Origin of the sequence: Streptomyces sp. NPDC051738 (assembly GCF_044453205.1) — a bacterium.
GTDB lineage: Bacteria > Actinomycetota > Actinomycetes > Streptomycetales > Streptomycetaceae > Streptomyces.
Genome location: NZ_JBITCM010000024.1, coordinates 80,119 through 106,634, shown reverse-complemented (window position 1 = coordinate 106,634; position 26,516 = coordinate 80,119). Strand labels below are relative to the sequence as shown.

Below are 26,516 nucleotides of genomic sequence, written 5' to 3'. Positions count from 1 at the left end.
GCGCCGTCCGGGGAAGTCGCCGAGGGCGGGAAGGCGGCCGGCGGCTCGGGGCGCGTCGGGCCTCCGTCGCTCGTGGCGGGAGGCCTTGCCGCCTCTGGTGGCGGGACTGCCTCCGGTCGCCTACCGCGTGACCACAGCGGCTCGACCGCGGCATCCTGCGGGGCCCGGTGCAGGCGACCGGGGTGCGGCAGGTCCGCGACCGACGGTAAGAGGCCTTGCGGGCCGACCGGAACCAGCTCAGGTCGAGGCCCCACCCCCTGTGTCCGTCGGTACGGGGGCGGCGACGGGAACGGGGTGGGATGAGCGGGGCCGCCGTTCCCGCCTGCTTCGCTTTGGTCATCGAAGGACGGCGGCCGGTTTGGCGGGTTTGCGGTCCGCCTGTACTCCTCCTCCATCGCGTACAGGTCGGCGCGTGCGGCATCCAGCGCGTCCAGGACCGTCTGAAAGGAGTCCTGGACTTCTTGCGCGGGGTCACGCCCCGACGTGCGGGCTCGGAGCGGTTCGGCCTCGTTGAATCCCATCGGCAGTCCTCCTCGACCAACCTCCGAGGATTCCGGGCCCGATCACACCAGCAATCTGTGAACTGGCCTGCGTGCCAGGAGCGTTGGGTCGTTGTCGCGTGTTGGGGGAGCCGTGCCGCCAGGGTGCTCACGGTTTCCTTGTGAAGCGATACGCAGTCCGTATGGCGTTGTCTCAATCCGCCGCCGGCTGACGGCCGCATCTCTCCGCTCGGAGTGGGCTTGGCGGTGTGCTGTCAGGGCACGTCGGGGCTCTGTCCAGCGACGACCTTCACCGAGGAGTACTTACGGCGTAGTTCCTTCAGAGGCTGGTACTCCGGCGAGTCCCAGAACTCCTGCAGCGCGGCCTTGGACGCGAACTCGTGGATGACCAGGGTGGCGGGCTCCCAGTCTCCTTCCAGGGCGACGGCATTGTCGTCGATCAGCAGGTTGCGGGCCCCGGACTGCTCGATGAGCGGAGTCACACCGTCGATGTACTGCTGGAATCCGGCGGGATCGGAAACATCAAGGTCTATGACGACGTATGCGGGCACGATCGATACTCCTGCGTGTCGAGGTCGGGATCTGTCGAATCGCGCAGCCCCTACGCCGGCTGGTGCGCCGCGTTGACCGATCCGGCGATCGCCGCTGCGCTCAACCACATTCACCGCCACACGGCGTACCCGTGGACGGTGCAGGAACTCGCCCATCGCGTCGGCATGTCGAGGACAGTCTTCGCGAGGCGGTTCACCCACTTGGTGGGACAGGCACCGATGGCGTATGTGCCCTGGTGGCGGCTGAGCACCGCGGCTCGGATCCTGCGCGGTGGAGACGATCCACTCGCAGCGGTGGCCCAAAAGGTCGGGTACACCTCCGAGTTCGCCTTCGCCAACGCCTTCAAGCGCGCTTTCGGCGTCGCTCCCGGACGCTTCAGGCGCGCACAACACGCGCCGCGACTGGTGCAGTAGGCGCCCCAGCAGTCGTTCATCACCGGCTGTCATCCTGCCGCCGGACAGCCGGTACGGCTGTCCGGCGACACCTCCGATCCGATCATTTCCCAGGGAGCTCCCGTGCTTCCCCAACCCGACGCCGGTGTGCAGCGCAGTACCGAACGAGTGGTTGATCAGGGGCAGTTGACGGCCGTGTCGCCGGTGTCGCGGTTGCAGGTGTCGAAGCCGAGGCCGCCGTCCAGACTGTCGTTGGCGATCATGTTGTCCACGGCGTTGAGGGTGTCGTTGCCCTCGCCGCCGAGGTGCGTGTCGTTGCCGCGGCCCCCGGTGAGGGTGTCGTTGCCGGCATTGCCGTTGAGGGTGTCGTTGCCGGCCAGCCCGGAGATCGTGTCGTTGCCGGGGCCGCCGTTGATGGTGTCGTTGCCCGGCGTCGCCCGCGGTCCGGTGGCAGCCGGGTCGTCGCCGACGAGCCGGTCCGCCCGGGGGCCGCCGTTGAGGCGGTCGTCACCCGCACCGCCGATCACCGTTCCGGCGGCCTCCAGGTTCGGGGAGATGGTGACGCTGTCATCGGCGTCGTCGGCGTTGACCCTTATCGATGTGACGGGCAGCGGACACTCTGCCGTGTGCGTCCCCGTCGACTGACACGGGGCTACGGCGGATACGGTGTCCCCCGCGTCCGTCACCACGACAACGTTGCCCTGACGCCGGACGGTGATGTCGTTCGCCACACCCTGGTCGGCTGTGACGACCAGGGCGTCGCCCACCTCCTGCACGACCGTGGTCCCGGCCAGGCTTGTGCCGGGGGCCGCACCGGGCGCGGCGAAGGCGGCGGTCAGCGGGGCGCAGGTGAGTGCGCCGATCGCCGCCACCGTGGTGCAGATGCTTCGTGTTCTCATCGGGGCCCGCCTTTTCGTGTTGTCTCGCCGTGTACGGGTACTGGCGTGCTGCTCACTCGCGCTGGTCAGGGGCATCCGCTGACGTTGTCGCCCAAGTCGGCGCGGCAGGCGTCCACGTCGGCGCCGCCTTCGACGTAGTCGTTGCCGCTGACGTTGTCCACGGCGTCGATGGTGTCCCGGCCGTTGCCGCCCTCGGCGTAGTCGTTGCCGGCGCCGGTGACGATCTGCTCGTTGCCGCCGCCGTAGATCACGTCGTTGCCGGCACCGCCGTCCACGATGTCCGAGCCGCCGCGTCCCTCGATGGAGTCATTGCCGGAGCCGCCGAAGATCCTGTCCGCCTCGGCTCCCCCGGTCAGCGTGTCGTTTCCTGCGCCGCCGGAGAGGAAGTCGGATCCCTCGTCGCCTTCGAGGGTGTCGTTGGCGGATCCGCCGTAGAGGTTGTCGTTGCCGGCACCGCCGATGAGGGTGACGCCGAGGGCCGCCAGCGAGGAGGTGACGTTGTCGTCCTGGTCGCCGGCGTTGACCACGAGTTCGGTGGTGTCGGCGGCCCTGCAGGCGACTTCGGTCGTGCTGCTGGCGGTGCAGTCGCCGGACGGTGCGACCGTGTCTCCGGTGTCCCTGATTCTGATGCTGCTGCCTGACTGCCAGACGCTGATCGTGTTGCCCCGGCCGACTCCGGCGGTGACCGTGATGGTGGTGCCGGTCTTGTTCACCAGCGTCGTGTCGAGAAGACGTGGCGTCGGTGCGTCGGCCGCGCGGGCCACGCCCGTGAGGCAAAGGGTAAGACCGGACACCGTGGCCAGAAGTGCCACGGTGCGATGGTGCGTTCGCTTCATGACCTGCTCCTGAAATAGGGCGCTGAATTTCGATATCGCAGCTGTGCGCATTGCTTCTCGGCCGGAATTTCCGGTGCTTGCGCAAAGGAGCGCTTCCTTTTGCGGTCTGTCGACCGCAGCCGGGACCGATAGCCGGCCCCGGCGCAGCACCGGGGAAATGGTGTGGCCGCAAGCGCCGAACGTGCGGCTGCGGCCCATCCCGGCGTGACACCCGGATGTCCTTGCTGCATTCAACAGTCCTCAGTCCGCGCAGACTCGTCCCATTCCGTCATGGCCGACGCCCGCTCGACCCGGTGATCGGCACCGGCGCCTGGGCACCCAGAGCATGTCTGAATGCGAAGCAGTGCTGAAGCCGAATTAGCGCCATTGCCGAATACAACGGTCTCCGCGCGTGGATCGTCCCCCTGGACGGTAATGGGATCATCTGCGGGCATGCCGGCCGTTTGATTTGCATCAGTCCCGGCTGTGTCAATTCACGATTCATCCGTAGCGCATTCAATTAGTCGCTGGTAACGCTGATTCGGCCCGCGGTCGATCTGCAAGGGTTCGGCCTGCCCCCAGGGCTTCGGCGTAGTCGCGGCTTGAGTGGGTTTTCGCGATGTGTGCCGGCGGTGGCCCGGACGCAGGACAGGCAAGCTTCCAAGATCATGTGGGTGTCGAGTCCAGTGATCCCTACGGAAGTCCGTGCCTGCCGTCGTATCCTCTCCGATCCCGCCCGTCCTTGACCAACTCCGTGACCAGCCCGACGCCGCGGAACACGAACTGCCCGGGCTGCTGACCCGGTTGGCCGCTGTCCCCGATCCGCGCAAGCCCCGCGGTGTGCGCCACGGCCTGGTGTATGTGCTGGCGCTGGCCGCCTGCGCCGTGCTGACCGGCGCGACCTCGCTCCTGGCCATCAGCGAGTGGGCTGCCGATGCGCCATCGGCGGTCTTGGACCGCATCGGCGCCCGTCGCTGCCCGTTGACCGGCATCCGGCCGGTGCCGTGCGAGACAACGATCCGCCGCACCCTGGCCCGCCTTGATGCCGATGCGCTTGACCGGGCGGTCGGCGCCTGGCTGGCCGATCGCCGCACTCAGCCCGGCCCGAAGACTCGCCGGGCAGTGGCGGTGGACGGCAAGAGCCTGCGCGGCGCCGCCAGAGCCGACGGCCGCAAGATCCACTTGCTGGCCGCACTCGACCACACCAGCCGTCTGGTCCTCGCCCAGCTGGACGTCGGAGACAAGACGAACGAGATCACGTGCTTCCAGCCCCTTCTGGACAACCTCGCCGACCTGGCCGACACGGTCGTGACCAGCGACGCCATGCACACCCAACGCGAGCACGCCGAGTACCTCGCCAGTCGAGGCGCCCACTACATCGTGATCGTCAAAGGGAATCAGAAGAAGCTCCGCAAGCAGCTCAAAGCCCTTCTCTGGCAGCGGATTCCACTCCAGAGCCGCATCCGCGAGAGCGGTCACGGCCGTGGCGAGATCCGCCGCATCAAGGTTTGCACCGTGAACAACCTGCTCTTCCCCGGCGCCCGCCAGGCCGTCCAGCTCAAGCGGCGCCGCCTGCACCGCAAGAGCGGCAAGGTCAGCATCAAGACCGTCTACGCGGTCACCAGCCTGAGCGCCGAGCAGGCCACACCCGCCCAGCTCGCCAACATGATCCGCTCGCACTGGCAGATCGAGGCCCTGCACCACGTGAGGGACACCACCTTCGCCGAAGACGCCTCGCAGCTTCGGACCGGCAATGCGCCCCGCACCATGGCGACCTGGCGCAACCTTGCCATCGGCGCCCTGCGCATCGCCGGCACCCAGAACGTCGCCGCCGCACTCCGGGCCAACTCCCGCGACCCGAAACGCCCGCTCGCCCTACTCGGCCTCACATGATCACGAACCGGACATCACGCGACTACGCCGAAGCCCTGGGCCTGCCCCCACGGCGTCCAGACCCTTGTCCCGGCCCGTGGGCTCCCCTACGGTGATGCGGAACATGCCGACCAGTTGGTATGCCGGACCGGGTGGAGGCCGTCGTGGCGGACAGCGCGCGCGTGCAGGAGTACTTGGCCGATGTACGGGCCCGCCAGCAGCGCGTATGGCCGGACTCGATGCCGAGGGAGGTGGTGCACCCGCTCGGGCAGCGGCAGCTCACCGACCATCTGCGGCACTGGGCCCGGCGCCATCCCGACCGCGTCGCGATCACCTTCTACGGCGAGCAGATCACGTACGCGGCGCTGGAGGACCTGACGGCGCGGCTGTGCGGCTGGCTGCGGCGCAGCGGCGTACGCCCCGGAGACCGTGTCGGGGTGTTCCTGCCCAACTGCCCCCAGTTCATTGTTGCCATGCTCGGCATCCTGCGCGCCGGAGCCGTGCACGTCCCGGTGAACCCGATGTTCCGGGAGTACGAGCTGCGGCACGAGCTGGCCGACGCCGGGGTAGAGGTCCTGATCACTCTGGACACCCTGCTACCGCTGGTCGAGGCGGTGCGGCCCGACACCGCCGTACGGAACGTACTCGTCACCAGCCTTGCCGACATGCTCCCCTCCGCTCCGGTGCTGCCGCTGCCGCCCGGCCTGGCACCCGTCGGCTCGGTCGGCAGCGGGTGGGCGCAGGCCGTCGGCGGCGAGCGCGGCCAGGACCAGCCGGCCGACCTGGACGCGCTCGCCGCCCTCAACTACACCGGAGGGACCACCGGCCTGCCCAAGGGATGCGAACACACCCAGCGGCACATGCTCTACACCGCGGCGACGGCGGCGGCCGCCAGCGGCATGGACCTCTCCGGCGACAACCCCGACGTGCTGCTGATCTACGTGCCGGTCTTCTGGATCGCCGGCGAGGACTTCGGCATCCTGCTGCCGCTGCTCACCGGCAGCGGCATCGTGCTGCTCACCCGGTGGGACCCCGAGGCCGTGCTGCAGGCGATCGAGCGGTACCAAGTGACGCTGATGCTGGGCACGGTCGACAACTACGTCGAGCTGATGGAGCACCCCGGCCTGCCCGGCACCGACCTGTCCAGCCTGGCGCAGCCGCGGGCGATGTCGTTCGTGCGCAAGCTGACACCGGCGATCCGGTCCCGGTGGAGCTCCCTGGTCGGCGAGCACAGCGTGCTGCAGGAGGCGGCGTACGGCATGACCGAGACGCACACGGCGGACTCCTTCACCACCGGGTTCCAGGACGGGGACCACGACCTGCTGACCGAGCCGGTCTTCTGCGGACTGCCCGTGCCGGGAACCGAGTTCATGGTGGCCGACGGGGACAGCGCCGAGCCGCTGCCGCTGGGCGAGCGCGGCGAGATCCTCGTACGCTCCCCGTCCCTGCTCACCGGATACTGGCGGCAGCCGGAGGCCACCGGCCGGGTCCTGCGCGACGGCTGGCTGCACACCGGCGACATCGGAATGATCGATGAGGACGGGTGCCTGCACTACCTCGGCCGCAACAAGGAGATGATCAAGGTCTCGGGTATGAGCGTCTTCCCGTCCGAACTGGAGGCGCTGCTGGCCCGGCACCCGGATGTGCTGACCGCGGCGGTGGTACCGATGGACGATCCCCACCGGGGCCAGGTGCCGCTGGCGTTCGTCCAGCCCCGCCCCGGTGCCGCGCTCGACGCCGAGGGCGTACGCGCGTGGGCGCGGGCGAACATGGCCCCCTACAAGGTGCCCGTGGTGCGGTGCGTCGACGCCCTGCCCATGACCACCACCGGCAAGGTGAAGAAGGGCGAGCTGCTGGAGCAGGCCGCGCGCACCGCCGTGTCTCCGGTGTCCCCGGCCGCTGCCGATGCCTACGGAAAGGACCGGTGACGATGGGTCTGGCCAAGCTGCTGGTCGCCAACCGCGGCGAGATCGCGGTACGGGTGATCCGCGCCGCCCGCGAGCTCGACCTGCTGACGGTGGCGCTGCGCTCCCGCGACGAGGCGGACGCGCTGCACACCCGCATGGCGGACGAGGTCGTGGTGCTCGACGGCGAGGGGCCGGGGGCCTTCCTGGACGCGGCGGCCCTGGTCGGCGCGGCGGTGCGCACGGGCTGCGACGCGGTCCACCCCGGCTACGGGCTGCTGGCCGAGAACGCCGACTTCGCGCAGCGGTGCACTGACGCCGGACTCACCTGGGTCGGGCCACGCCCCGAGGTACTGCGCACCCTCGGCGACAAGACCGCAGCCCGTGAACTCGCCGCGCGCCTTGGCGTGCCGGTGCTGCCGGCGACGTACGGCGACACCGGCATCGAGGAGGCGCGTGCGTTCATGGCCGGCCTCGGCGAGGGTGCCGCGGTGATGGTCAAGGCGGTCGCCGGCGGCGGCGGGCGCGGCATGCGGGCGGTGTACGGGGCAGGGCAGTTGGAGGAGGCCGTCCGGCGCTGCCGTTCGGAGGCCTCGCGCGCCTTCGGCGACGGCGCGGTCTACGTCGAGCAGTTGCTGCGGCGTGCCCGCCATGTCGAGGTGCAGGTGCTCGGCGACGGCACGGGCGCCGTCGTCGGCTACGGCGACCGCGACTGCAGCCTGCAGCGGCACCGGCAGAAGATCGTGGAGATCGCGCCGGCGCCCGGCCTCGACGAGGCGGTGCGGGCCGGGCTGCACGATGCGGCGCTGCGCATGGCCCGGGAGGTCGCCTATGCCGGTCTCGGCACGTTCGAGTTCCTGGTGGACACCGGCGAGGGCTCCTCAGGCTTCTACTTCCTGGAGGCAAACCCGCGCATCCAGGTCGAACACACCGTCACCGAGGAGGTCACCGGCATCGACCTGGTCAAGGCCCAGCTGCGGGTGGCCTCCGGCGAGAGCCTCCACCGCATCGGGGCGGGGCAGGCTCCAGTTCCCCGCGGCTGTGCGGTGCAGGTGCGGGTCAACGCCGAGACGGTCCGCCCCGACGGGACGGTGCTGCCCGCCGCCGGCACGCTGGACGTCTTCTGGCCGCCTGCCGGGCCGGGTGTGCGCGTCGACACCGCCGCGTTCCCCGGCGGCCGGGTCAGCCCGCGCTTCGACTCGCTGCTGGCCAAGCTCGTCGCCCACGACGGTTCCGGCAGCCTGCCCGACACGCTCGCCCGCGCCCGCCGCGCCCTGGCGGAGCTGAGGGTCGAGGGAGTCGCCACCAACGCCGAGGTTTTGCGGCGCCTGTTGGAGGCACCCGAGGTCGTCGCCGGGCGGCTGCACACGGCGCTCTTCGACGAACTCCTGCCCGCACTGGTCCCGCAGGAGACAGACGCGGAGAAGGACGCGGAGGTCCCCGACGCTGTCGAGCCGCAGGGCACGCTCACCGTCACCGCGCCCACGACGGCCACCGTCGTCGACGTCGCCGTCGCCGAAGGCGAGCGCGTAAGGGCCGGAAGCACACTGGTGGTCCTGGAGTCCATGAAGATGGAGCACCTGCTCCAGGCGCCGGGCGACGGCGTGGTCGTCGCCGTACGGGCAGAGCTGGGCGAGCTGGCCGAGAACGGTCAGCCGCTGGTGGTGATGGAGGCCACCGGCGCGGCGGACGGTGAGCCGCACCCCGAGGAGCGGCCGGACCCGGACGCCCCACGCGCCGATCTGGAGGAGGTGCGGGCGCGCAAGCGGTTCGGCGACGACGCCGACCGCCCCGAGATGGTCGCTCGGCGGCACGCCGAGGGTCGGCGCACCGCCCGTGAGAACATCGCCGACCTGTGTGACCCGGGCAGTTTCGTCGAGTACGGCGGCCTGGCCATCGCCGCCCAGCGCAGCCGCCGGTCCCTGGACGACCTCATCCGCCGCACCCCCGCCGACGGCCTGGTCGGCGGCGTGGGCACGGTGGGAGCCGACCGGTTCGGCCCCCGGACCGCCCGCGTGGTGGCGATGTCGTACGACTACAGCGTGATGGCCGGCACCCAGGGGGTGATGGGCCACCGCAAGAAGGACCGGCTCTTCGCGTTGGCCGAACAGGCGCACCTGCCCGTCGTCCTGTTCGCCGAAGGGGGCGGCGGCCGGCCGGGCGATGTGGACGGCACGGTGGTCTCCGGCCTGGACTGCATGGCCTTCGCGCTGTTCGCGTCCCTGAGCGGGAAGGTGCCGCTGGTCGGCATCGGCTCGGGGCGCTGCTTCGCCGGCAACGCCGCGCTGCTCGGCTGCTGCGACGTCATCATCGCCACGCCCGAGGCCAGCATCGGCATGGGCGGCCCGGCGATGATCGAGGGCGGGGGGCTGGGCAGCTACGTCCCGGAGGACATCGGGCCGGTCGAGGTCCAGCGGGCGAACGGCGTCATCGATCTCGAGGCCGAGGACGACGCGGATGCCGTCCGGCTGACGCGCACGTATCTGTCGTACTTCCAGGGCCCGGTGACGGACTGGGAGTGCCCCGACCAGCGTCGGCTGCGCCATCTCATTCCCGAGAACCGGCGGCGGGCGTACGACGTGCGTGCGGTCATCGCCACCCTCGCCGACGCAGACTCCGTCCTGGAGCTGCGACGGCACTTCGGACGCGGCGTCATCACCGCGCTGGCCCGGGTGGAGGGCCGCCCGTGCGGCATCCTCGCCAACGACCCGCGGCATCTGGGCGGCGCCATCGACTCCGACGCGGCCGACAAAGCGAGCCGCTTCCTGCAGCTGTGCGACGCGTTCGGGCTGCCGGTGGTCTCCCTGTGCGACACACCTGGGTTCATGGTCGGCCCCGAGGCGGAGAAGACCGCGACCGTCCGGCATGTCAGCCGCATGTTCGTCCACGCCTCGGCGCTCACGGTGCCCTTCGGAGTGATCGTGCTGCGCAAGGGCTACGGGCTGGGCGCCCAGGCCATGGCCGGCGGCGGCTTTCGCATCCCCCGGTTCACGGTGGCGTGGCCCACTGGCGAGTTCGGGCCGATGGGCATCGAGGGTGCGGTGCGGCTGGGCTACCGCCGGGAGCTGGCGGCCATCGAGGACGCGGACGAGCGCGAGCGGGAGTTCGCCCGCAGGGTCGCTGCCGCCTACGAGCACGGCAAGGCCCTCAACGTCGCCTCGGTCTTCGAGATCGACGACGTCATCGACCCGGCCGAGTCCCGACGCTGGATCACCGCACTGCTGCATGACCCTGACCCTGAGCCCGGGCAGCGCGGCTCGCGCCGCTGCGTCGACACCTGGTGAAGGCCCGCCGACGCCCGGCACACGGCCCGTGCGTCGGAGAACTGGGCGCCCACGACGGACCACACCAGCGGTCCCAGCGTCCCCACGAGCGTCTTGCAGGTCGCCGCGTCGCCCCGGGCAGCCGAACCAGCGCCTCGACATCGGCATGGTCCAGGTGAGTACACGTACGGGCCCCACGAGGCAGCGCCGGCGCAGGTGGCTGGTGGGGTTCCTGGCCTCGTGCGTGGTGTGGACGCTCGGCGCTCTCGCTTGGGCGGCCGTCGCGCTGCTCACGCCGGCCGGTGACGGTCCGAAGGAGGCAGTGGAGCGCAAGGCGGGGATGCACCACGATCAGCATCAACCCGCGGGGCGCTACTACATACCGACGTACGCGAAGGTGGAGAAGGACGGCACCGCGGTGCTCCGGTACAAGGTGGGCAACAGCCAGGACTCGAGGGTCAAGGACTTCCTTCGTACGTACGACATGACCGCCGAGCCGAAGCGCACCGGCCCGTCGAGGGTGACGTACTCCGACCGCTTCGGCGACGTACGGCAAACGTTCGCGATCATCTACAACCCGTCGCCTGAGCCTGGTGGGTACGACCACGCGCGGATCACCGTCCGAGTCAGAGCACCGACGCAAGCTGAAGGGCGCGAAACAGGCCGGCAGATCTGGAGCCGCGAGCGGCGGCCGCGCAGCTTGGCCGCAGCCCTGAACTCTCGTCCAGCCGCACGCATCGCGGCGAGGCCGACGCCCACGGTCGACCTCGCCGTCGAGCAACGCGACGAGGGATTACGAAGTGCCCCTGATGCGGCCGGTGCCGGATCGTATCGAGGTCATGGGAGTGGAGGTCCTCACCCCGGAGTACCGGCGGATCATGGAGATCGTGGAGCGGCTGTGCCGCCGGGGTGTGCTGAACCTCGCCCTGATGGCGGCGGGCGAGCGCAGCGCCGGGCACCGGCTGCTCGCCGCGGACCGGGTGAGCTGCGCGAGCTGGAGGGGGAGCCGTGGGTGAGGTTCGACCGGGACAGTGCGCTCGACGGTGTGCTGCTGAACGTGCTGCGGGACAACGATCTGACTCCGAACGCGGTCGCCCGCGTGTCCCAGACGGCGGCGGCCGTACGCTGGGCCGCCCACGGGCTGGGGATGACGCTTGTCCCGGCCCGCACTGGTCCCGCATCGTCCCCCGCGCCGACGTGGCTGTCGGCGCATGCCAGATGTGGGGTACCGGCCTGGCGGGACTGACCGTTCAGGACCGCACGTTGCGGAAGGGCTGGTGGAATCCGTAGGTCCGGAGCCACCGTTCGTGGCCGTGATGGCCTGCGGGGGAGTGGCCGTAGGGGCCCGTACGGCGACGATCATCTCGAAGACCCCGCGGCCCGTGACCATCGCCTGACGCATCGTTCGATGCCCACGTCCCCGCAGGAGTTCTGGTGCTGCTGACGGGTGCCCAGTTCCACGTCGAACTCTTCGAGGCGGGCCCCGGTGACCGCGGCCTGCCCCGCCCGCGGACCGGCCCCTCACGGGACAACCCCTGCCCGGCAGTGATCCGGTGTGAGTGCCCGCAGTTTGCTCGCCCTCGTCCGGTGGGGACTGGTGCGCGGCGCGGGGGGCGAAGTAATGGGCATCCTTTGGCCACTGGGCCCCCGGGCGTGGACGCGGCGCCGGCTCGAGGTGGGGGATGTGCCTGGAGCAGTGCACATACGCCTCCCCCACCGTGATGTGCACCCAGAATTCGGGCCTGCGTCCTGGGGCGGTTTCCACCGGAAGGCGGGGTAGGCCCGCCGCTGCTCCTCGTCCCGGTGGAGCCGAGCTGCGCCATTGACGTGCAGGCCGACGTGGTCATGGGTGAAGTCGACGAAGAGCAGGCCGATGTGAGGTTCTCGGCGATGTTTCCCGCGCTGGCGAGGACCCCGTTCCCACGGTATTCGGGGTAGGTGAGGGTGCCGTCGTCCAGCACAGTGACGAAGCCCGGGGGGCCGGCACGGAATGTGACGTCGCAGGCTCCGCCGGCGTCCGCCGTGGACAGGAACGCCATGGTCTGCCGCCCTATGAAGTCCACCATCCGCGGTGTGAGACGGCTCTGCACCTGGCGCTCGTACTTCACCACCCCGTCGATCGGGGACGCCCAGGTCACCCGCGTCTTCGACGTCGCCGCGGGCACCGATCTCCCGTACACCCTCGGCACGGACGGCAGGGTGACGATCGCCGGCATCAACCGCACCCGCACCCCCGAGGACGGCGTCGTCGGGGTCACACTGGACGGCTCCGTACAGCCGGCCGACATCGCCACCGGCAAGACCGCGACCGCCGACAGCGAGGAGACGTCCAAGAGCAACACCGCAGCCAAGGCGGTCGACGGAGCTACCGCCACCCGCTGGTGCGCGAACACCGGCAACACCGGCCACTGACTCAAGGTCGACCTCGGCTCGACCCGCCCGCTGACCGGCACCCGGATCGCCTGGGAACTGGACAAGACCAACTACCAGTACAAGATCGAGGGCTCCACCGACAACAGCACGTGGACCACGCTCGTCGACAACACCGCCAGCCCCGGCACGCGCCAGGTCCAGACGGCCGCGTTCCAGGCCCAGGCACGGTACGTCCGCACCGTCACCGGACTGCCCACCGGGGTGTACGCGTCGATCCGCAACCTGGAGGTCTACGACGTCCTTCACCGCGGACCTCGGCACCTACAAGGTGATCAACCGCAAGAGCGGCAAGGCCTAGCCCCGATCGAATGAGTTGTCGTACCACTCGATGGTGGTGCCGATGAGGCTGGCGGCGACGATGCGCTTGAGGCTGGCGGGGGGTGGGGGAGCGGTCGCGGGGGAGGACATCGGTACCACTTCCAAGCGGTTGGCGGACGTATGCGTGCCGCCATACCGTAGGAATCCGCAGGTCAGTGGCACATGTGGTGGGGCACCATAGTTCTGCGCGCGGAGGTGCGTGCGGTCACCATGAGGGCGCCGCCGGAGCCGCCGCGAGAGCCTCAATCGAGCCCGCGAGCGTGCCGCCCGAGTTGCACTATTCGATCACGATTTGAGAGGTGGGATGCTGACTCCCGTGCTGACTTGGTGCTGGCTACGCTGCGTCTGCTGGTGGTACACCGTCTACGTGGCTCTGACCAGCGCAAATCGGCACTCCGGCACGCGCCGGCACCGGTCAGGGCGCGCCGACCGGCTCCGTGGGACGATCGGCCCACTGGATCGTGGCTTCGGTATGCGAGGAGACCGCAGTGTGCGTTCTGGTCTTTGTTGATCGACGCGTCCCTGCCGGTACGTCGAGGCCCTGGCAGAGGTGTGCGGCCCGCGCTTCGGACGGGGGCGCGGCGTTGACTGACCGGGAACCAAGGGGCTCCGGCGCCGCCCCAGCGCCGCGTTCGGCGCGGCTCGTCGCCGACTTCGCGGCCGTCGGCCGGTGCGCTGTGGCGGTCAAAGCCCGCGGCTTGGGGTGGGTGTGAGTTGTGGCGCGTGAACTGGTGGTCGGTGTCGACGCGGGACACACCGTGACCAAGGCCGTGCTGTTCGATGCCACCGGCCGAGCGGTGGCGCGGGGCAGCGGCACACTGCCACTGAAGACCCCTCGGCCTCGCTGGGTCGAGCGGGACATGGACGAGGTGTGGCGGACGGCGCACCAGGCCATCGCCGCCTGTCTCGCCGAGGCCGGTCCGGACGCGGGGCGGGCTGTCGCCGCGGTGGGGGTGGCCGGGCACGGCGACGGACTGTATGCCGTCGACGAGCTCGGCCGGCCGGTGCGCGCCGCGATCGTGGCGATGGACACACGCGCCGAACCGGTGCTGGAGGAGTGGCGGGGCACTCCGGTCTGGTCCCGTGCCCTGGAGTTGTCGGGCACGGTGCCCTTCGCGGGTTCCCCGGCCGCCCTGCTGGCCTGGCTCGCCCGCCATGAACCAGGGGTGCTTCAGCGGGCGCGTTGGCTGTTGTCCTGCAAGGACTGGCTGCGCCTGAGGCTGACGGGTGTGGCGGCCACCGATCCCACGGACGCCAGTGCCTCATTCACCGACATGCGGCGCGGCGGATACTCGCTGGAGCTGCTGGACCTGTACGGCCTCGACGCGCTCGCCGACCTGCTGCCGCCCGTGCTGCCCTGCGACGCGGTGAGCGGAACCGTCACCTGTGAAGCCGCGGCGCTCACCGGGCTCACCGCCGGCACGCCCGTTGTCACGGGCGCCCACGACGTCGACGCCGCCGCGCTCGGGGTCGGCGGCACGACACCGGGCGAACTGTCCCTGATCGCCGGGTCCTTCAGCATCAACCAGGTGATCAGCGAGCGTCCGGTCGTCGATCCGTGCTGGCAGGTCCGTCACTTCGTCCGCCCGGGCCAGTGGATGACCATGTCCACCTCGCCCGCGTCGGTGGCGAACCTGGAGTGGTTCCTGCGGGTCACTGGCGCACCGACCGACCAGCGGTACGGCGTCCACGAGGCGATCGGCCGCGAGGTCGAGGCATGCCTGGACGGTCCGTCGGAGGTGCTGTTCCACCCGTTCGTCTACGGCTCCCCGCACCCGCATCCCGCGTCGGGGACGTTTCTCGGACTGCGTGGCTGGCACGGCCGCGGCCACCTGCTGCGGGCCCTGATGGAAGGCGTGGTCCTCAACCACCGCTGGCACGTCGACGCGCTCTGCTCGAAGCTGCCGGTCACCGGGGCGGCGGCCCGGCTGACCGGCGGGGCCGCACACAGTGCGGTATGGAGCCAGATGTTCGCCGACGCCCTACGGCGGCCGGTCGTGGTGACCGACGTGCAGGAGAGTGCTGCCCGGGGAGCGGCCCTGCTCGCCGCCACCGCCGCCGGACTGCTCGACGACGTGACGGACCCGCGCGCCACCCCCGCCGTACTCAGGCGCCACGAACCCCGTCCCGACCGGGTCGCCGTACTCGACGAGGCGTATGCGGTGTACCGGGAGGCGCTGGAGGCTCTCCGACCGGTCTGGGCTCGCCTGGACACGCCCGAGACTCCGGAGTGAGTGCCGGACGAGCCGGCGACATGAGTGATCGACAGGCATTCGGGCACGGCTGGTGCCGCTACACGGGGATCGGCTCGTCGTCGTGGTGGTACGGCGGCTGGGCGCCCGCGCGGGTGCAGGTGTCGGCAGCGATCTCCACGGCGTAGGACAGCAGCCGGGTGAGGTCGCCGGCCCCGGAGCGGCGACGCCTTCGCGGCTGAGCCGGCCGGCGTGGTGCAGGTGGGCGAGTACCCCGGCGGTGAAGGCGTCGCCCGCTCCCACCGTGCCGACGGCCTCGACCACCGGAGCGGGGCGCCCGGGAGCCGAACGTGATCAGGACGAGTCCCGCCCCGGACGCGATCCAGCGTTCGGCCACCGCCTCGTACGGCTCATGCGGCCGGAGCCAGGCCAGGTCCTCGCCGCTCGCCCTCACCACGTCGGCGAGCGCCACCCACTCGGCGAACCGCCGGAGATAGGCGGCGCGGTCGGGGATCAGGCCCGGCCGCACGTTCGGGTCCAGGGACACCAGCCGCCGGCCGGCCTCCCGGCGAATCAGCCCGTCGAGCGTGGAGCCCAGGGGTTCGAGCAGCAGACCCAGCGACCCGAGGTGCAGAGCCGTCCCCGCGGACAGTGCGCCGCCGTCCGGGAGAGCAGCGAGGTGTACAGAGCACAGGCCGCGGTCGGCGGTGCCGTTCGCGTAGAAGGAGGAGGCGGCCGACCCGTCCTCGCGCAGCTGCACAGCGGCGAGAGTGGTGGGGTCGGACGCAGGCAGCGCATGGGTGAGCCGGGTGCCGAATGCCGCGAGGTGCGCGCGTAGGAGATCGCCGAAGTGGTCGTCGGAGAGGCGCGCGAGCAGTGCCGTAGGGACTCGGAGCCGGCCGAGACCGGCGGCGACGTTGAGGCAGGAGCCGCCCCGACGTGGCTGGAAGGCCGCGGCACCCTCGGCCATGCGGGCGGGGGCGAGCTCCACCAGCGCGTCTCCGGCGACGACGACGGCAGGCTGGTCTGCGGGTTCCTGATCACCGGGTTCCGGTCCGGCGCTCATGTGGGTTCCTCGGGGACGGCGGCGGCAAGGTCGTGGGCTGGGCTGGGCTGTTCGGTGGACACCCGTAGCCCCTCAAAGGCTGCTTGACGATAAGTCCGCAGAGATTTTCTCGCAAAATGTGTTAACAACTGCGCAGTCTCCTGCTAATAATTCGGCCATCGAAACGCGCCCGACTCCCCAAGGACGCATCCACACCCCTGCTCGACCCGCCGCGCCTCAGTCGAGGTCCGGGCGAACCAGCACGAGAGGTCCCCGTCACATGGCATCGACCAGATACGCCCTCATAGCCGGCGCCGCCGCCACCGCCCTGCTCGCCACCGCCTGTTCCGGAGCCGGAGCCGGCGGGTCCTCGGGCGGCGGGAAGAGCATCAACGTCCTGATGGTCGGCAACCCGCAGATGGAGGACATCGCGAAGCTGACCAAGGACAACTTCACCAAGGACACCGGGATCAAGGTCAACTTCACGATCCTTCCCGAGAACGAGCTGCGCGACAAAGTCACCCAGGACATCGCCACCCAGGCCGGCCAGTACGACGTCGCCACCATCGGCGCCTACGAGGTGCCCATCTGGGAGAAGAACGGCTGGCTGCACGACTTGGGCTCGTACGCCGACAAGGACAAGAGCTTTGACAAGGCCGACCTGCTCAAGCCGATGGTCCAGTCGCTCACCGGCTCGGACGGCAAGCTCTACGCCCTGCCGTTCTACGGCGAGTCCTCGATGCTCATGTACAACAAGGACGTCATGAAGGCGCAGGGCATCACGGTGCCCGAACGGCCGACCTGGCAGCAGATCGCCGACATCGCGGCCAAGGTCGACGGCGCCGAGCCCGGCATGAAGGGCATCTGCCTGCGCGGTCTGGCCGGCTGGGGCGAGCTGGGTGCGCCGCTGACGTCCATGGTCAACACCTTCGGCGGCACCTGGTTCACCAAGGACTGGAAGGCGCAGGTCAACAGCGGCGGCTTCAAGGAGGCCACGAAATTCTACGTCGACCTGGTCCGCGAGCACGGTGAGGCGGGCGCCCCGCAGGCGGGCTTCACCGAGTGCCTGAACGCGCTGAGCCAGAAGAAGGTCGCGATGTGGTACGACGCGACCAGCGCGGCCGGGTCGCTGGAGGACCCCGCATCCAGCAAGATCGCCGGCAAGGTCGGCTACGCGTACGCGCCGACCGTCGAGACGGACAGCAGTGGCTGGCTGTGGGCCTGGTCGTGGGCCATGCCGAAGACCACGAAGAACGCGGACGCCGCCTCGCAGTTCATGCTGTGGGCCTCCAGCAAGAAGTACGAAAACCTCGTTGGCGAGAAGCTCGGCTGGTCGCGTGTCCCGGCCGGCAAGCGGGCCAGCACGTACGAGATCCCCGAGTACAAGAAGGCCGCCGCGTCGTTCGGTGACATCACCCTGAAGTCCATTGAGGGCGCCGACCCGGCCAACCCGGGCGTCCAGCCCAGGCCGACCGTGGGCATCCAGTACGTGGCCATCCCCGAGTTCCAGGACCTGGGCACCAAGGTGACCCAGGAGATCTCCGCCGCCATCGCAGGCAAGACCAGCGTGGACAAGGCGCTCGACGACGGCCAGAAGCTGGCCGAGGAAGTCGCCAAGCCCTACCAGAAGTGACCTTCAGCGCCCGGCCGGCCTCGTGTCGGCCGGGCGCCGCTCCCCGCGACCGCGGCCGTTACCGGCAGAGGAACCATTCATGACCACGCTCACCGCACCCCCCAAGACAGCACCCCCACCCGTCCGTATCCGGAAGTCCTCAGGCACGGCCGCCAAGTGGAAGCGCCGCATCCCGCTGCTGCCCGCGCTGATCTTCACCATCGTCGTCACGCAGTTGCCCTTCGTGGCCACGTTGATCATCTCCACCTTCCAGTGGAACATCCTCAGGCCGGGCGAGAGGCACTTCGTCGGTCTGTCCAACTTCTCGTTCGTCTTCACCGACGAGCGGCTGCGCACGGCCGTGCTCAATACCGTCGTGCTCACCGCGTCGGTGGTGGTCATCAGCGTGATCCTCGGACTCGGCCTGGCCATGCTGCTCGACCGCCGCTTCGCCGGCCGCGGGCTGGCCCGCACCCTGCTCATCGCCCCGTTCCTGGTCATGCCGGTCGCGGCGGCGCTGCTGTGGAAGCACGCCATCTACAACCCCGACTACGGACTGCTCAACGGCACGCTCAACGCCGTCTACCGCTTGTTCGGCGCGGACAACGGCCCCACGGTCGACTGGATCTCCTCCTACCCGATGCCCGCCGTCGTGATCTCGCTGGTCTGGCAGTGGACCCCGTTCATGATGCTGATCCTCCTGGCCGGCCTGCAGGCGCAGCCCGGTGACGTCCTGGAGGCGGCCCGCATGGACGGCGCTTCCGCGCTGCAGACCTTCCGCCACATCACGCTGCCGCACCTGCGCCAGTACATCGAGCTGGGCGTCCTGCTCGGCACGATCTACGTCGTGCAGACCTTCGACGCGGTCTTCACCATCACCCAGGGCGGCCCCGGCTCCCAGACCACCAACCTGCCCTACGAGATCTACCTGACCATGTTCCGCAAGTATGAGTACGGCGAGGCAGCCGCCGCCGGTGTCGTCGTCGTCCTCGGCGCGTTCGTCATCGCGACCTTCGCGCTGCGCACCATCGCGTCGCTGTTCCGCGAGGAGGTTTCCCGATGACCCATGCAGCAGTCGCCGCGCCCGGGACCAGGTTCAAGAAGCTCCTGCGCCGTAAGGACGACCATGGCGGTGCGCCGAAGCTGTCGCCGCTGTGGACGTTCGTCGCCTGGCTCGCCACGCTGGCGTTCTTCGCGCCGGTGGCGTGGATGGTGCTCACCTCCTTCCACCAGGAGGCCGACGCGGCCACCAATCCGCCCACCCCCTTCGCCGCCGTCACCTTCGACCAGTACAAACTCCTGTTCAGCCGGGACATCACCCCCTTCCTCCTCAACTCGGCCATGGCCAGCGTCCTTTCCACGATCCTGGTCCTCGCCCTGGCGGTGCCGGCGGCCTACGCGCTGTCCATCAAGCCGGTCGAGAAGTGGACCGACGTGATGTTCTTCTTCCTCTCCACGAAGTTCCTCCCGGCCATCGCGGCCCTGCTGCCGGTGTACCTGATCGTCAAGGACGCCGGGATGCTGGACAACGTGTGGACGCTGGTCATCCTCTACACCGCCATGAACCTCCCGATCGCGGTATGGATGATGCGCTCCTTCCTCGCCGAGGTCCCCAAGGAGATCCTGGAGGCGGCCGAGGTCGACGGCGCGGGCCTGCTCACCGTGCTGTGGCGGGTCGTCGCACCCGTCGCCATGCCCGGCCTCGCCGCCACCTCGCTGATCTGCTTCATCTTCAGCTGGAACGAGTTCATGTTCGCCGTGAACCTCACCGCGACGAAGGCGTCCACCGCGCCGGTCTTCCTGGTCGGCTTCATCACCAACGAGGGCCTGTTCCTGGCCCGCCTCTGCGCGGCGGCCACCCTGGTCTCGCTGCCCGTCCTCATCGCCGGTTTCGCCGCCCAGGACAAGCTCGTACGCGGCCTCTCCCTGGGAGCGGTGAAGTGAGGGCGGCCGTCATCACCCGGCCTGGCAGCGTCGAACTCGCCACCGTCGAGGACCCCGCTCCCGGCGCGCGCGAGGTCGTCGTCGAGGTCGCGGCCACCGGGCTGTGCGGCACAGATCTGCACATCCTCCAGGGGGAGTTCGCCCCGCAGCTGCCCATCATCCCCGGCCATGAGTTCGCCGGGGAGGTCGTGGCCCTCGGTAGCGAGGTCACCGAACTGGCGCTCGGCGACCAGGTCGCCGTGGACCCGTCGCTGTACTGCTTCGAGTGCCACTACTGCCGTCTCGGCCACAACAACCTCTGCGAACGCTGGGCTGCCATCGGCGTCACCCACCCGGGCGCCGCCGCCGAGTACGCCGTGGCGCCCGTCGCCAACTGCGTACGACTGCCCGACCACGTGGACGCCCAGGACGCGGCCCTGATCGAGCCGCTGTCCTGCGCGGTGCGCGGCTACGACGTCCTGCGCAGCCGCATCGCCTCCCGCGTGCTCGTCTACGGCGCCGGAACCATGGGCCTGATGATGCTCCAGCTCGCCAAGGCCACCGGCGCCGCGAGCGTCGACGTCGTCGACATCAACGCCGAACGCCTGGCCACAGCATGGCAGTTGGGCTGCTCCGCCGGTGCCGCGTCCGCCGACGAGCTCGACCGGCCGCCCTACGGATGGGATCTGGTCGTCGACGCCACCGGCAACGCGAAAGCCATTCAGGACGCCCTCGGCCGAGTGGGCAAAGGCGGCACGTATCTGCAGTTCGGGGTCGCCGACTACGCCGCCCGGGCCACCATCGAGCCGTACAAGATCTACAACCAGGAGATCACGATCACCGGCTCCATGGCGGTCCTGCACAGCTTCGAACGCGGCGCGGACCTCTTCGCCACCGGTGTCATCGACCCGCGCGTCTTCATCAGTGACCGCCTCCCCCTGGCGGCGTTCCCGGACGCCGTCGCCCGCTTCCAGGCCGGCATCGGCCGCAAGATCCAGATCCAGCCCGGCCTCGCCACCGCGTGAACGCCCGAACCGAACGGAACCCCCACATGACCGAGCAGATCCGCCGCGTTCTCGTCCGCTCCCTCGACGACATCACCCTCGAGGAGGCGCCCGCCCCCGTCCCCGGAGACGACGAACTCCTGGTGCGCACCACCGTCGTCGGCGTGTGCGGCTCCGACACCCATGCGGCGGGCGGCCACCACCCCTTCATCGACCTGCCCTACCGCCCCGGCCACGAGGCGGTAGGTGTCGTCGCCGCAGCAGGGAAGGGAGCCGAGGACTTCGCGCCCGGAGACCGGGTGATCATCGAGCCCAACCTGTACTGCGGCCGGTGCCCCCAGTGCCGCTCCGGCCGCTACAACATCTGCCAGGAGTTGAAGGTGTTCGGCTGCCAGACGCCCGGTGCCATGGCCGACCTGTTCACCATCGCGGCCGACCGCGTCCACCGCGTTCCCGACGGCATGACCGACATCGAGGCCGCTCTCGTCGAACCTCTGGCCACCCCGGTGCACGCCGTGGCGAAGGCAGGTGACCTCGCCGGACGCACGGTCGCCGTGCTCGGCGCCGGGCCCATCGGTCTGCTCGTCCTCGCCGCCGCCCGGCACGCGGGCGCCGCGAGGATCGCCGTCACCGACCTGCTGCCGGGCAAGCGGGACCGCGCCCTGCGTCTCGGAGCCGACACGGCCCTGCCCGCCGATGCCACCGACCTCGCCGACCAGGCCCACGCGGCGCTCGGCGGACCGGCCGACGTGGTGTTCGACTGCGTGGCGCGCGAACAGTCCATCGCCCAGGCCACCGACCTGGTCACCAAGGGCGGCACGATCGTCGTCGTCGGCGTCGGCGCCGCAGGGACCACCCCCGTCCGCCTCGATCTGATCCAGGACCGGGAGATCCGCATCGAGGGCACCCTGATGTACACCGGCGACGACTACCGCACCGCGATGTCCCTGATCTCGTCCGGCGCCATCGACAGCGCCGAGATCGTCACCGCCACCTACCCGCTGGAGGACGCCGCCAAGGCGTTCGCCGCTTCCGTCGACCCCGAGCAGGTCAAGGTGCTGGTCACGGTGGACGGACCGTAGCCCACGGCCGCGCGGGCAGGGACGCAGACATGGACGCGGACACGCACACGCACGTCGTACGCAGCAGCCGCCGCCGCACGAGCGGCCCGAGGCCCGCGAGCCGGACGGGCCCCGACCCGCACCGGCCCGTGTGGGAAACTGCGAGACCGGAGCCAGCGGGAAGGAGGGGCGCATCCGTGACCGCCCGTACGCGACTGTCCCAGGCGGCCGTCGAGGAGCGGCGCCAGGCCGTGCTGCGGTACGTCGCCGAACACGGCGAGACCCGCATCGACGACCTCGCCCGGCACTTCGCCGTCAGCCTGATGACGATGCACCGGGACCTGGACGACCTCACCGGGCGACATCTGCTGCGCAAGGAGCGCGGGCGGGCCGTCGCCTTCCCCGCCCTCACCATGGAGACGGCCACCCGCTTCCGCGAGAACAGCGCCCTCGCGGCCAAGAACGCCATCTGCGCGGCCGTCGCCGGCCGGATCAGGCCGGGCAGCACCGTGCTCATGGAGGACTCGACCACACTGTTCCCCCTGGTCCCGGCGCTGGCCGAGGTGGATCAGCTGCACGTCGTCACCAACTCGGTCGGCCTCGCACAGCGCCTCGGATCCGCCGCCCCCGTGGTGAACGTCACCCTGCTGGGCGGCCACTACCGCGGCGACTTCAACTCCTGCACCGGCCCCACCGTCACCCGCGCCCTGTCCCACATCCGGGCCGACCTCGCCTTGATGTCCGCCACAGCCGTCCTGGAAGGACGCCTCTTCCACCCCCTGAATGACTACGTCGAGGTGAAGCTGGCCATGCTCGCCTCCGCCGAACAGGCGCTGCTCCTGGTGGACCACTCGAAGTTCGGCAAGACCGCCACGTACGCGTACGGCACCGTTGCCGACTACCACACAGTCATCACCGACACCGCCACCCCCGACGCGGAACTCGCGGCCATACGCGACCTCGGAGTCCCCGTCGAGACGGTCGAACCCGAAGAGCCTTCCCTGTGACCCGCACCCTGTTCGAAACCCCGAGCGCCTACCGCCCCAGCGACGCCGAGATGGCCGCGCCGGTGCCCCCGGTCAAGGCCGTCCTGTTCGACTTCAGCAACACGCTCTTCCAGATGATCGACCTGGAGACGTGGCTGCGCCGGGTCGGCTCCGCCGCCGGCCGCCTGGTCGTGCTGGACGAGCCCGGCGCAGTGGCCAAAATCTCCGACCAGTTGCGCGCCGCCTTCCGGCTGCCCTCCGTCGTATCCCTCCAGGAAGGCCGTGATCTCTCTTCCGCACAGCACCGCCGCGCCATGTGGGGATGGTGGGAGCAGGTGGACTTCCTGCATGGCGCGGAGGAGGCGGCCTACCGGGAGCTCACCGCTCCGGACACCTGGGTTCCCTTTCCCGACACCGCACCGGTCCTGCGTACCCTGCACCAGCGCGGACTGCGCGTCGGCATCGTCAGCGACTTCGCCTGGGACCTGCGCACCCACCTAGCCCACCACGGGCTGAACGCCTTGATCGACACCTGCGTGATCTCCTACGAGCAGGGCCGCGAAAAGCCCGACCCGCAGCTGTTTCTCAAAGCCTGCGCCGATCTCGGCGCGGACCCCCGCGCCACCCTCATGGTCGGCGACAACCCGGTCCGCGACGGCGGCGCGGCCGCCTGCGGTCTGCGCACGTACATCCTGCCGGCGGAACACCGCACGGGAGAGCGCGGCCTGACGGATGTGCAGCGGCTCGTGATCTGAGGGTGGAGCCGTCTCCTTGAGGCGTGCCAGGAACCTGCCTGTCGCGCGGGGCCGGGCTTCGGGTAGCCGCGTGGTTTCGCGGGATGTCAGCGCTCACAGGACAGCACCGTCAGCGTTCGGAATAACTCTTCCAGCCGCCTTCATGGCGGCGGCCCGTCGAGGTCAGCTGACGGGGGAGGAGGCCGGCAGGTGCTGGTCGGCGGCCCAGGAGGCGAGGATGCGGAGCCGTTCGTGGGTGGGGGAGCCGGGCCCGGCGGTCCAGACGGTGAGGTGCTGGTCGGGGTCGGTGTTGGCGGTGAGGGTGTCCCAGTCCAGGACGAGTTCGCCGACGACCGGATGGTTGAGGGTCTTCGTTCCCACGGTGCGGGCGGCGACGTGGTGATCGCCCCACCAGCGGGCGAACTGCTTGTCACGCATGGACAGTTCACCGACCAGCTCGATCAGGCGCGGGTCTTCGGGATACTTCGCGGCCTCCATGCGCAGTTGGGCGACGGCGATGTGCGCGGAGCTCTCCCAGTCGGCGTACAGGGTGCGCATGGCGGGGTCCGTGAAGATGATCCGCGGGTAGTTGCGGTGCCTTTCCGCGAGGCGGGAGAAGTCGGTGACCAGGGCGGCGGCCAGCGCGTTCCAGGCAAGAATGTCCCCGCGCCGGCCCTGCACGATGGCCGGAGTGGCGGTGAGGTCGTCCAGGACCCGCTGCAGTTGTGGCTGGACCTTCTGCCGGCCGCGGCGCCGGGTGCGGGTGGTGGTCTTTCCGGCGAGCTGGAAGAGGTAGCCCCGCTCGTCGTCGTCCAGGTGGAGTACCCGGGCGAGGACATCCAGCACGGGCGCTGACGCCTGCATACGGCCCTGTTCCAGACGCGTGTAGTAGTCGGTGCTGATGCTGGCGAGCTGGGCGACCTCCTCGCGGCGCAGCCCCTCCACCCGGCGGGGCCTGTCGCTCTCGGGCAGTCCGACGGTGCGCGGGCTCAGCTCGGAGCGGCGCTTCTTGAGGAATTCTCCCAGCTCATTGAGGGGAACGTTGGCGGTCATGCTTCCCAGCATGACACCGATCGCACCTGTGTAAGGGGGGAGAATTTCCTCCCCGGATGTTTCCCTCCCGGGATAGTTCTCTCCGCTTTTCGCGCCTGCCCTCGCGTGTGAGGCTCGACCGTGAGCAGTCGCATTCCTCACCACGGCTGCGGTCCACAGACCCCCCACTGAAGGAAGCACCCCATGCGCGGAGCAGTCATCCACGCCCCCGGCGACGTGCGCTTCGAGAACCTCGACGACCCGAAGATCATTGAGCCGACCGACGCGGTGATCCGTACGGTCGCCACCTGTGTGTGCGGCTCGGACCTGTGGCCGTATCGCGGTCTCGAGCCGGTCGGCGACCCGCACCCGATGGGGCACGAGTACGTCGGCATCGTCGAGGAGGTGGGCAGCGAGGTCGCGGGCGTCGCGCCGGGCCAGTTCGTGGTCGGTTCCTTCGCCACCTCGGACAACACCTGCGTGAACTGCCTGAACGGCTGGCAGTCCTCCTGTCTGAACCGTGAGTTCATGAGCACCTGCCAGGCCGAGTACGTGCGCATCCCCAACGCCCACGGCACCCTGGTCGCCACGGACGAGCACCCGGACGCCGAGATGGTGCCCGGCCTGCTCGCCGTGTCCGACGTGATGGGCACCGGCTGGTACGCCGCCCTCGCCGCCGAGGTGAAGCCCGGCTCGACGGCCGTAGTGGTCGGTGACGGTGCGGTCGGCCTGTGCGGTGTCATCGCGGCGAAGGAACTCGGCGCGGAGCGGGTCATCGCCATGAGCCGTCACGAGTCCCGGCAGAGGCTCGCCCTCGAATTCGGCGCCACCGACATCGTGGCCGATCGCGGCGATGAAGGCGTCGCTCGCGTCAAGGACCTCACCGGCGGCATCGGCGCCGACTCGGTCCTGGAGTGCGTCGGCACCCCAGAGGCCATGCGACAGGCCCTGCACTCCGCCCGCCCCGGCGGCAACGTCGGCTTCGTCGGCGTCCCGCACGAGGTGGCCATCGACGGCGAGGAACTGTTCTTCTCCCACGTCGGCCTGCGCGGCGGCCCCGCCCCCGTCCGCCGCTACCTGCCCGACCTGATCGACCGCGTGCTGACCGGCCGCATCGACCCGGGCAAGGTCTTCGACCTCACTCTGTCCCTGGACCAGGTCGCCGAGGGTTACCGGGCGATGGACGAGCGCCGCGCCGTCAAGGCCCTGCTCAAGCCCTGAGCGCAGACGCGTCCACACCCGGGGCCGCACCGAGGAGGTGCGGCCACAGGACGGCAACCACCCCCGCTCACACAAGGACTGACCATGACGACCTTCGCCCTCGTCGGCGCCGGCCCCGGTCTCGGGCTGGCCACCGCCCGCCGCTTCGGAGCCGCCGGCCACACCGTCGCCCTCATCGCCCGCGACGCGGAGAAGCTGGACGGCCTGACGGCCGAACTCGCCCGTGACGGCATCCAGGCGCGCGGCTACACGGCCGACGTCCTCGACATCGAGTCCCTGACCGCGGCCCTGTACGCAGCCGCGGCCGACCTGGGGCCCATCGAGATCCTCCAGTACAGCCCGGTGCCCTAGGCCCACTTCATGAAGCCGGTCCTCGACACGAGCGCCGACGACCTCGACGCCCCGCTCGCCTTCTCCGTCAAGGGCCCCGTCACGGCGGTGAACACCGTCCTGCCCGGCATGCGCGAACTCGGCCGCGGCACCCTGCTCTTCGTCAACGGCTCCAGCGCCGTACGTCCCAACCCGAAGGTCGCCGGCACCTCGATCGCCTTCGCCGCCGAGAGCGCCTACGCCCGCATGCTCCACGACACGCTCGCCCCGGCGAACATCCACGCCGCCCAGCTGATCATCCCCGGAGCCATCCGGCCCGACGCCGAGCACAGCAGCCCCGACGTCCTGGCCCAGCGCCTGTACGACATCCACACCAAGCGGGACGGCTTCCGCCACTACTCCGAGCCTCTGCCCGACTAGCCACAGGA

General features: G+C 70.2%; 23 protein-coding genes and 2 pseudogenes. 18 read left to right on the top strand and 7 right to left on the bottom strand.

All coding sequences use genetic code 11. The annotated features are described in order from the left end of the window. Positions 1 to 754: 754 nt before the first annotated feature. Positions 755 to 1,051: a DUF1330 domain-containing protein gene (locus tag ACIA8X_RS39655; protein ID WP_328419408.1), complete on the bottom strand. Its 297-nt coding sequence runs from the start codon at positions 1,049 to 1,051 to the stop codon at positions 755 to 757. 72 nt (positions 1,052 to 1,123) lie between these two features. Here ACIA8X_RS39655 and ACIA8X_RS39650 point away from each other — a divergent pair, with 72 nt between their 5' ends. Continuing rightward, positions 1,124 to 1,465: a helix-turn-helix transcriptional regulator gene (locus ACIA8X_RS39650; RefSeq protein ID WP_399460347.1), complete on the top strand. Its 342-nt coding sequence runs from the start codon at positions 1,124 to 1,126 to the stop codon at positions 1,463 to 1,465. A gap of 155 nt (positions 1,466 to 1,620) precedes the next feature. On the opposite strand, the gene ACIA8X_RS39645 is transcribed toward ACIA8X_RS39650, so the two are convergent. After that, positions 1,621 to 2,343: a calcium-binding protein gene (locus ACIA8X_RS39645; RefSeq protein WP_399460346.1), complete on the bottom strand. Its 723-nt coding sequence runs from the start codon at positions 2,341 to 2,343 to the stop codon at positions 1,621 to 1,623. Between the two features lie 65 nt (positions 2,344 to 2,408). Beyond that, positions 2,409 to 3,179 carry a calcium-binding protein gene (locus ACIA8X_RS39640; protein WP_399460345.1) on the bottom strand — a complete coding sequence of 257 codons (771 nt, stop codon included), beginning with the start codon at positions 3,177 to 3,179 and terminating at the stop codon, positions 2,409 to 2,411. A 684-nt stretch (positions 3,180 to 3,863) separates the two neighbouring features. Here ACIA8X_RS39640 and ACIA8X_RS39635 point away from each other — a divergent pair. The 3 genes from ACIA8X_RS39635 (at position 3,864) to ACIA8X_RS39625 (ending at position 10,218) form a co-directional block, all read left to right on the top strand. Beyond that, positions 3,864 to 5,051, top strand: a complete 1,188-nt coding sequence (locus tag ACIA8X_RS39635) for an ISAs1 family transposase (protein WP_393461637.1) — start codon at positions 3,864 to 3,866, stop codon at positions 5,049 to 5,051. Between the two features lie 143 nt (positions 5,052 to 5,194). Further along, positions 5,195 to 6,958, top strand: coding sequence for an AMP-binding protein (locus tag ACIA8X_RS39630; RefSeq protein ID WP_393461639.1), 1,764 nt, complete (start codon positions 5,195 to 5,197; stop codon positions 6,956 to 6,958). Between the two features lie 2 nt (positions 6,959 to 6,960). Further along, a complete protein-coding gene (locus ACIA8X_RS39625) occupies positions 6,961 to 10,218 on the top strand; it encodes a carboxyl transferase domain-containing protein (protein WP_399460344.1) in 3,258 nt (1,085 codons plus the stop codon). A 354-nt stretch (positions 10,219 to 10,572) separates the two neighbouring features. Here ACIA8X_RS39625 and ACIA8X_RS39620 read toward each other — a convergent pair whose 3' ends face one another. Next, positions 10,573 to 10,767 (bottom strand): hypothetical protein, encoded by a 195-nt coding sequence (locus tag ACIA8X_RS39620; protein WP_328419399.1) that lies wholly within the window; start codon positions 10,765 to 10,767, stop codon positions 10,573 to 10,575. Between the two features lie 248 nt (positions 10,768 to 11,015). Here ACIA8X_RS39620 and ACIA8X_RS39615 point away from each other — a divergent pair, with 248 nt between their 5' ends. Next, entirely contained in the window at positions 11,016 to 11,213 is a 198-nt protein-coding gene (locus ACIA8X_RS39615; protein ID WP_393461690.1) for a hypothetical protein, read from the top strand. After that, complete coding sequence (locus tag ACIA8X_RS39610; protein WP_399460363.1) at positions 11,183 to 11,443, top strand: LysR family transcriptional regulator substrate-binding protein; 261 nt, start codon at positions 11,183 to 11,185, stop codon at positions 11,441 to 11,443. The genes ACIA8X_RS39615 and ACIA8X_RS39610 overlap by 31 nt, the downstream gene beginning before the upstream one ends. A 369-nt stretch (positions 11,444 to 11,812) precedes the next feature. Here the strand turns inward: ACIA8X_RS39610 and ACIA8X_RS39605 are convergent. Then, positions 11,813 to 12,308 (bottom strand): annotated as a pseudogene (locus ACIA8X_RS39605) (pyridoxamine 5'-phosphate oxidase family protein); the annotation flags it as partial. On the opposite strand from ACIA8X_RS39605, the gene ACIA8X_RS39600 reads away from it, so the two are divergent. The 3 genes from ACIA8X_RS39600 to ACIA8X_RS39590 all read left to right on the top strand — a co-directional run bounded on the left by ACIA8X_RS39600 (position 12,271) and on the right by ACIA8X_RS39590 (position 15,182). After that, the gene (locus ACIA8X_RS39600; protein WP_328430732.1) at positions 12,271 to 12,609 is read left to right on the top strand and encodes a hypothetical protein; all 339 of its coding nucleotides are present in this window, start codon (positions 12,271 to 12,273) and stop codon (positions 12,607 to 12,609) included. The pseudogene ACIA8X_RS39605 and the gene ACIA8X_RS39600 sit on opposite strands and share 38 nt — an antisense overlap. A 30-nt stretch (positions 12,610 to 12,639) precedes the next feature. Then, entirely contained in the window at positions 12,640 to 12,942 is a 303-nt protein-coding gene (locus ACIA8X_RS39595; RefSeq protein ID WP_399460362.1) for a discoidin domain-containing protein, read from the top strand. A 722-nt stretch (positions 12,943 to 13,664) separates the two neighbouring features. After that, complete coding sequence (locus tag ACIA8X_RS39590) at positions 13,665 to 15,182, top strand: FGGY-family carbohydrate kinase (protein WP_393461644.1); 1,518 nt, start codon at positions 13,665 to 13,667, stop codon at positions 15,180 to 15,182. A gap of 58 nt (positions 15,183 to 15,240) precedes the next feature. Here the strand turns inward: ACIA8X_RS39590 and ACIA8X_RS39585 are convergent, their stop codons facing one another. Next, a complete protein-coding gene (locus ACIA8X_RS39585; protein ID WP_399460343.1) occupies positions 15,241 to 16,206 on the bottom strand; it encodes a PfkB family carbohydrate kinase in 966 nt (321 codons plus the stop codon). Positions 16,207 to 16,465: 259 nt separating this feature from the next. Between ACIA8X_RS39585 and ACIA8X_RS39580 the strand changes: the two genes are divergently transcribed. The 7 genes from ACIA8X_RS39580 (at position 16,466) to ACIA8X_RS39550 (ending at position 23,526) form a co-directional block, all read left to right on the top strand. Continuing rightward, the gene (locus ACIA8X_RS39580) at positions 16,466 to 17,818 is read left to right on the top strand and encodes a sugar ABC transporter substrate-binding protein (RefSeq protein ID WP_328419393.1); all 1,353 of its coding nucleotides are present in this window, start codon (positions 16,466 to 16,468) and stop codon (positions 17,816 to 17,818) included. A gap of 79 nt (positions 17,819 to 17,897) precedes the next feature. Next, positions 17,898 to 18,860 (top strand): carbohydrate ABC transporter permease, encoded by a 963-nt coding sequence (locus ACIA8X_RS39575; RefSeq protein ID WP_393461650.1) that lies wholly within the window; start codon positions 17,898 to 17,900, stop codon positions 18,858 to 18,860. Next, a complete protein-coding gene (locus tag ACIA8X_RS39570) occupies positions 18,857 to 19,741 on the top strand; it encodes a carbohydrate ABC transporter permease (RefSeq protein ID WP_328419391.1) in 885 nt (294 codons plus the stop codon). The genes ACIA8X_RS39575 and ACIA8X_RS39570 overlap by 4 nt, the downstream gene beginning before the upstream one ends. Beyond that, positions 19,738 to 20,745, top strand: a complete 1,008-nt coding sequence (locus ACIA8X_RS39565) for a zinc-dependent alcohol dehydrogenase family protein (RefSeq protein ID WP_328419389.1) — start codon at positions 19,738 to 19,740, stop codon at positions 20,743 to 20,745. Before ACIA8X_RS39570 ends, ACIA8X_RS39565 begins: the two co-directional genes overlap by 4 nt. Before the next feature lie 26 nt (positions 20,746 to 20,771). Then, positions 20,772 to 21,806, top strand: a complete 1,035-nt coding sequence (locus ACIA8X_RS39560; protein WP_393461653.1) for a zinc-binding dehydrogenase — start codon at positions 20,772 to 20,774, stop codon at positions 21,804 to 21,806. A 176-nt stretch (positions 21,807 to 21,982) separates the two neighbouring features. Next, positions 21,983 to 22,792 (top strand): DeoR/GlpR family DNA-binding transcription regulator, encoded by an 810-nt coding sequence (locus ACIA8X_RS39555; RefSeq protein ID WP_328419385.1) that lies wholly within the window; start codon positions 21,983 to 21,985, stop codon positions 22,790 to 22,792. Beyond that, positions 22,789 to 23,526, top strand: a complete 738-nt coding sequence (locus ACIA8X_RS39550) for an HAD family hydrolase (protein WP_399460342.1) — start codon at positions 22,789 to 22,791, stop codon at positions 23,524 to 23,526. The genes ACIA8X_RS39555 and ACIA8X_RS39550 overlap by 4 nt, the downstream gene beginning before the upstream one ends. A 162-nt stretch (positions 23,527 to 23,688) precedes the next feature. Here the strand turns inward: ACIA8X_RS39550 and ACIA8X_RS39545 are convergent, their stop codons facing one another. Then, a complete protein-coding gene (locus ACIA8X_RS39545; RefSeq protein WP_393461656.1) occupies positions 23,689 to 24,570 on the bottom strand; it encodes a helix-turn-helix domain-containing protein in 882 nt (293 codons plus the stop codon). 171 nt (positions 24,571 to 24,741) lie between these two features. Here ACIA8X_RS39545 and ACIA8X_RS39540 point away from each other — a divergent pair, with 171 nt between their 5' ends. After that, the gene (locus ACIA8X_RS39540) at positions 24,742 to 25,758 is read left to right on the top strand and encodes a zinc-dependent alcohol dehydrogenase family protein (RefSeq protein ID WP_328419378.1); all 1,017 of its coding nucleotides are present in this window, start codon (positions 24,742 to 24,744) and stop codon (positions 25,756 to 25,758) included. Positions 25,759 to 25,842: 84 nt separating this feature from the next. Next, positions 25,843 to 26,508: pseudogene (locus ACIA8X_RS39535) on the top strand (SDR family NAD(P)-dependent oxidoreductase). The last annotated feature ends 8 nt before the right edge of the window (positions 26,509 to 26,516 follow it).

Coding starts and splice junctions, on each gene's coding strand:
- ACIA8X_RS39645 (WP_399460346.1), bottom strand. CDS start 2,343: ATGAGAACACGAAGCATCTGCACCACGGTGGCGGCGATCGGCGCACTC.
- ACIA8X_RS39640 (WP_399460345.1), bottom strand. CDS start 3,179: ATGAAGCGAACGCACCATCGCACCGTGGCACTTCTGGCCACGGTGTCC.
- ACIA8X_RS39625 (WP_399460344.1), top strand. CDS start 6,961: ATGGGTCTGGCCAAGCTGCTGGTCGCCAACCGCGGCGAGATCGCGGTA.
- ACIA8X_RS39620 (WP_328419399.1), bottom strand. CDS start 10,767: ATGATCGCGAACGTTTGCCGTACGTCGCCGAAGCGGTCGGAGTACGTC.
- ACIA8X_RS39585 (WP_399460343.1), bottom strand. CDS start 16,206: ATGAGCGCCGGACCGGAACCCGGTGATCAGGAACCCGCAGACCAGCCT.
- ACIA8X_RS39580 (WP_328419393.1), top strand. CDS start 16,466: ATGGCATCGACCAGATACGCCCTCATAGCCGGCGCCGCCGCCACCGCC.
- ACIA8X_RS39575 (WP_393461650.1), top strand. CDS start 17,898: ATGACCACGCTCACCGCACCCCCCAAGACAGCACCCCCACCCGTCCGT.
- ACIA8X_RS39570 (WP_328419391.1), top strand. CDS start 18,857: ATGACCCATGCAGCAGTCGCCGCGCCCGGGACCAGGTTCAAGAAGCTC.
- ACIA8X_RS39560 (WP_393461653.1), top strand. CDS start 20,772: ATGACCGAGCAGATCCGCCGCGTTCTCGTCCGCTCCCTCGACGACATC.
- ACIA8X_RS39545 (WP_393461656.1), bottom strand. CDS start 24,570: ATGCTGGGAAGCATGACCGCCAACGTTCCCCTCAATGAGCTGGGAGAA.
- ACIA8X_RS39540 (WP_328419378.1), top strand. CDS start 24,742: ATGCGCGGAGCAGTCATCCACGCCCCCGGCGACGTGCGCTTCGAGAAC.